Genomic DNA, 5,495 nt, shown 5'->3' with positions numbered 1-5,495 from the left:
TACAGACCACGTCAATTTAAGCTTATAAATTACGTTCTGTAATCGAGTCAAGATTGGTCGCTAATCTTTCTTAGCGACAAACCAAAATTAAACTGAAGAGTTTGATCATGGCTCAGATTGAACGCTGGCGGTATGCTTAACACATGCAAGTCGAACGCTGATAAGGTGCTTGCACCTTTGATGAGTGGCGGACGGGTGAGTAATGCATAGGAATCTGCCTATTAGTGGGGGACAACGTGGGGAAACTCACGCTAATACCGCATACGATCTACGGATGAAAGCAGGGGACCTTCGGGCCTTGCGCTAATAGATGAGCCTATGTCGGATTAGCTAGTTGGTGGGGTAAAGGCCTACCAAGGCGACGATCCGTAGCTGGTCTGAGAGGATGATCAGCCACACTGGGACTGAGACACGGCCCAGACTCCTACGGGAGGCAGCAGTGGGGAATATTGGACAATGGGCGAAAGCCTGATCCAGCAATACCGCGTGTGTGAAGAAGGCCTGAGGGTTGTAAAGCACTTTCAATGGGAAGGAATACCTATCGGTTAATACCCGGTAGACTGACATTACCCATACAAGAAGCACCGGCTAACTCCGTGCCAGCAGCCGCGGTAATACGGAGGGTGCAAGCGTTAATCGGAATTACTGGGCGTAAAGCGTGCGTAGGCGGTTGTTTAAGTCAGATGTGAAAGCCCCGGGCTTAACCTGGGAACTGCATTTGATACTGGATAACTAGAGTTGAGTAGAGGAGAGTGGAATTTCAGGTGTAGCGGTGAAATGCGTAGAGATCTGAAGGAACACCAGTGGCGAAGGCGGCTCTCTGGACTCAAACTGACGCTGAGGTACGAAAGCGTGGGTAGCAAACAGGATTAGATACCCTGGTAGTCCACGCCGTAAACGATGTCAACTAACTGTTGGGTTCTTAAAGAACTTAGTAGTGGAGCTAACGTATTAAGTTGACCGCCTGGGGAGTACGGCCGCAAGGCTAAAACTCAAATGAATTGACGGGGGCCCGCACAAGCGGTGGAGCATGTGGTTTAATTCGATGCAACGCGAAGAACCTTACCTACCCTTGACATCCTCGGAACTTGTCAGAGATGACTTGGTGCCTTCGGGAACCGAGAGACAGGTGCTGCATGGCTGTCGTCAGCTCGTGTTGTGAAATGTTGGGTTAAGTCCCGTAACGAGCGCAACCCTTATCCTTAGTTGCCAGCGAGTAATGTCGGGAACTCTAGGGAGACTGCCGGTGATAAACCGGAGGAAGGTGGGGACGACGTCAAGTCATCATGGCCCTTATGGGTAGGGCTACACACGTGCTACAATGGCCGGTACAGAGGGCAGCGAAACCGTGAGGTCAAGCAAATCCCACAAAGCCGGTCCCAGTCCGGATCGCAGTCTGCAACTCGACTGCGTGAAGTCGGAATCGCTAGTAATCGCGGATCAGAATGCCGCGGTGAATACGTTCCCGGGCCTTGTACACACCGCCCGTCACACCATGGGAGTGGGTTGCAAAAGAAGTAGGTAGTTTAACCTTCGGGAGGGCGCTTACCACTTTGTGATTCATGACTGGGGTGAAGTCGTAACAAGGTAGCCCTAGGGGAACCTGGGGCTGGATCACCTCCTTACAAAGACAGAATCCCGTTACACGTATCCACAACAAATTATTTCGATTGAAAGACGCACCTGGGTCTGTAGCTCAGTTGGTTAGAGCGCACCCCTGATAAGGGTGAGGTCGGAGGTTCAAATCCTCCCAGACCCACCAACGCGAAAAGCAAGACGAAAGCAACGAGGCAACTGAACACGCAAAAGACATTCGTCGGATTGCTGTTTTGATCTTGACGGTTTCGGCTTTAGTCTTTTGACTGTTTTCGGGGCCATAGCTCAGCTGGGAGAGCGCCTGCCTTGCACGCAGGAGGTCGGGAGTTCGATCCTCCCTGGCTCCACCACTCGCCAGAGGCAAGCCAAGTGCCCGCGTCCAACGTATCCGTGAAGGCGATCAGCTCTATAATGCTTGATACAGGCTTTATAGAATTGATCCTTAGATCAATACGCTCTTTAACAATATGGAAATCTGTAACCAAGTCTTGATCGGAAACGATCAAAACTGAAACGAGTTGCGGTTTATCGGAAGTGACTATCGAAAGATAAGCGCCGAAAGTAAATAGCAAGTCGTTCTCAAGCAACATCAGCGAACATGTCAGCTGACAAATAACTTAAATAGTAAGCCTAACGAAGCCGAAGATGAAAATCGGAAGCGAAGTAAAAGCAGACGTATTCGGGTTATATGGTCAAGTGAATAAGCGCATACGGTGGATGCCTAGGCAGTAAGAGGCGATGAAAGACGTGGTAGCCTGCGAAAAGCTTCGGGGAGGCGGCAAACAGCCTGTGATCCGGAGATGTCTGAATGGGGAAACCCGGCGAGGATAACCTCGTCATCTTTGAGTGAATACATAGCTCACTGAAGCGAACCCGGAGAACTGAAACATCTAAGTACCCGGAGGAAAAGAAATCAACCGAGATTCCCTTAGTAGTGGCGAGCGAACGGGGACCAGCCCTTAAGTGTTGATGACGTTAGTGGAACGGTCTGGAAAGTCCGGCGATACAGGGTGATAGCCCCGTACACGAAAACGTCTTCAGCATGAAATCGAGTAGGTCGGCGCACGTGAAACGTTGACTGAATATGGGGGGACCATCCTCCAAGGCTAAATACTCCTTACTGACCGATAGTGAACCAGTACCGTGAGGGAAAGGCGAAAAGAACCGCGGAGAGCGGAGTGAAATAGAACCTGAAACCGTATGCGTACAAGCAGTGGGAGCCCCTTCGTGGGGTGACTGCGTACCTTTTGTATAATGGGTCAGCGACTTACATTTTGTGGCAAGCTTAACCGAATAGGGGAGGCGTAGGGAAACCGAGTCTTAATAGGGCGTTTAGTCGCAAGGTGTAGACCCGAAACCGGGCGATCTATCCATGACCAGGTTGAAGGTGTGGTAACACACACTGGAGGACCGAACCCACTCCCGTTGAAAAGGTAGGGGATGAGTTGTGGATCGGAGTGAAAGGCTAATCAAGCTCGGAGATAGCTGGTTCTCCTCGAAAGCTATTTAGGTAGCGCCTCGTGTATAACTGCTGGGGGTAGAGCACTGTTTCGGCTAGGGGGTCATCCCGACTTACCAACCCGATGCAAACTCCGAATACCAGCAAGTTTCAGCACGGGAGACACACGGCGGGTGATAAGGTCCGTCGTGAAAAGGGAAACAGCCCAGACCGTCAGCTAAGGTCCCCAAATCTATGCTCAGTGGGAAACGATGTGGAAAGGCACAGACAGCCAGGAGGTTGGCTTAGAAGCAGCCACCCTTTAAAGAAAGCGTAATAGCTCACTGGTCGAGTCGGTCTGCGCGGAAGATTCACCGGGGCTAAGCATAGTACCGAAGCTACGGATTCACGCTTTGCGTGAGTGGTAGAGGAGCGTTCCGTACGCCTGCGAAGGTCGATTGAGAAGTCGGCTGGAGGTATCGGAAGTGCGAATGCTGACATAAGTAACGATAAAGGGGGTGAAAAACCCCCTCGCCGTAAACCCAAGGTTTCCTGCGCAACGTTAATCGACGCAGGGTTAGTCGGCACCTAAGGCGAGGCAGAAATGCGTAGTCGATGGAAAACAGGTTAATATTCCTGTACCAGTAGTAACTGCGATGGGGTGACGGAGAAGGCTATATCAGCGGTCGGTTGGAAGTGGCCGTTTAAGCAAGTAGGCATGTACCTTAGGCAAATCCGGGGTGCTTTATGCTGAGATGTGATGACGAGTGTCTCGAAAGAAACGCGAAGTGATAGATGCCCTGCTTCCAGGAAAAACCTCTAAGCTTCAGGTTACTAGTGGCCGTACCCTAAACCGACACAGGTGGGTGGGATGAAAATTCTAAGGCGCTTGAGAGAACCCAGGTGAAGGAACTAGGCAAAATGATACCGTAACTTCGGGAGAAGGTATGCCGTTGATAAGTGAAGTCCCTCGCGGATGGAGCATAAGGCGGTTGCAAAAAATCGGTGGCTGCGACTGTTTAGCAAAAACATAGCACTCTGCAAACACGAAAGTGGACGTATAGGGTGTGACGCCTGCCCGGTGCTGGAAGGTTAATTGATGGGGTTATCTTCGGAGAAGCTCTTGATCGAAGCCCCAGTAAACGGCGGCCGTAACTATAACGGTCCTAAGGTAGCGAAATTCCTTGTCGGGTAAGTTCCGACCTGCACGAATGGCGTAACGATGGCCACACTGTCTCCACCTGGGACTCAGTGAAATTGAAATCGCTGTGAAGATGCAGTGTACCCGCGGCTAGACGGAAAGACCCCGTGCACCTTTACTATAGCTTGACACTGGACTTTGAACCTACTTGTGTAGGATAGGTGGGAGGCTGTGAAGCAGGAACGCCAGTTCTTGTGGAGCCATCCTTGAAATACCACCCTGGTATGTTTGGAGTTCTAACCTCGATCCATTATCTGGATTAGGGACAGTGTCTGGTGGGTAGTTTGACTGGGGCGGTCTCCTCCCAAAGAGTAACGGAGGAGCACGAAGGTACCCTCAGCCTGGTCGGAAATCAGGCAATGAGTGCAAAGGCATAAGGGTGCTTGACTGCGAGACGGACAAGTCGAGCAGGTACGAAAGTAGGTCTTAGTGATCCGGTGGTTCTGTATGGAAGGGCCATCGCTCAACGGATAAAAGGTACGCCGGGGATAACAGGCTGATACCGCCCAAGAGTTCATATCGACGGCGGTGTTTGGCACCTCGATGTCGGCTCATCACATCCTGGGGCTGAAGCAGGTCCCAAGGGTATGGCTGTTCGCCATTTAAAGTGGTACGCGAGCTGGGTTCAGAACGTCGTGAGACAGTTCGGTCCCTATCTGCCGTGGGCGTTTGAGATTTGAGGGAAGCTGCTTCTAGTACGAGAGGACCGAAGTGGACGAACCTCTGGTGTTCCGGTTGTCATGCCAATGGCATTGCCGGGTAGCCACGTTCGGACAGGATAACCGCTGAAAGCATCTAAGCGGGAAGCCCCTCCCAAGATGAGATCTCACTGGGACTTTAAGTCCCCTGAAGGGCCGTTGGAGACGACGACGTTGATAGGCACGGTGTGGAAGTCCAGTAATGGGCGTAGCTAACGTGTACTAATTGCCCGTGAGGCTTGACCATATAACGCCCAATGCGTTTGGGTAACAGTTGACTGCTGATAACAAACTGAGAACAACAAACTCGCTACAGATTTCCATGAAAACAGGTCAAGGGGCAAAGCCCGCGAAGCCATACGCTTCGAACCTGTGCATGACGGCTGCAACAACAGCCTAACCAGTTTGCTTGGTGAACATAGCAAGCGTGAACCACCCGATCCCATCCCGAACTCGGAAGTGAAACCGCTTAGCGCCGATGATAGTGTGGCAGGTTGCCATGTGAAAGTAGGTCATCGCCAAGCTCTTAAACATAAAGCCCGTCTCAGACGGGCTTTTTTTT

2 tRNA genes and 3 rRNA genes are annotated in these 5,495 nt (G+C 51.4%); all 5 read left to right on the top strand.

The features are described from left to right. Positions 1–89: 89 nt before the first annotated feature. The 5 genes from C2U68_RS13405 to rrf all read left to right on the top strand — a co-directional run bounded on the left by C2U68_RS13405 (position 90) and on the right by rrf (position 5,457). Positions 90–1,625 (top strand): 16S ribosomal RNA (locus C2U68_RS13405). A 60-nt stretch (positions 1,626–1,685) separates the two neighbouring features. Then, positions 1,686–1,762, top strand: a tRNA-Ile gene (locus C2U68_RS13400). 108 nt (positions 1,763–1,870) lie between these two features. After that, a tRNA-Ala gene (locus tag C2U68_RS13395) sits at positions 1,871–1,946 on the top strand. A gap of 340 nt (positions 1,947–2,286) precedes the next feature. After that, positions 2,287–5,180 (top strand): 23S ribosomal RNA (locus C2U68_RS13390). A gap of 161 nt (positions 5,181–5,341) precedes the next feature. Continuing rightward, a 5S ribosomal RNA gene (rrf, locus tag C2U68_RS13385) occupies positions 5,342–5,457 on the top strand. Together the 16S, 23S and 5S rRNA genes with 2 tRNA genes alongside form the textbook arrangement of a ribosomal RNA operon. Positions 5,458–5,495: the final 38 nt, after the last annotated feature.

Origin of the sequence: Methylomonas koyamae (genome assembly GCF_006483455.1) — a bacterium.
GTDB classification, from domain to species: domain Bacteria; phylum Pseudomonadota; class Gammaproteobacteria; order Methylococcales; family Methylomonadaceae; genus Methylomonas; species Methylomonas koyamae_B.
Note: the sequence above shows the minus strand (reverse complement) of the source record. Positions and strands in the feature narration are given on the sequence as shown.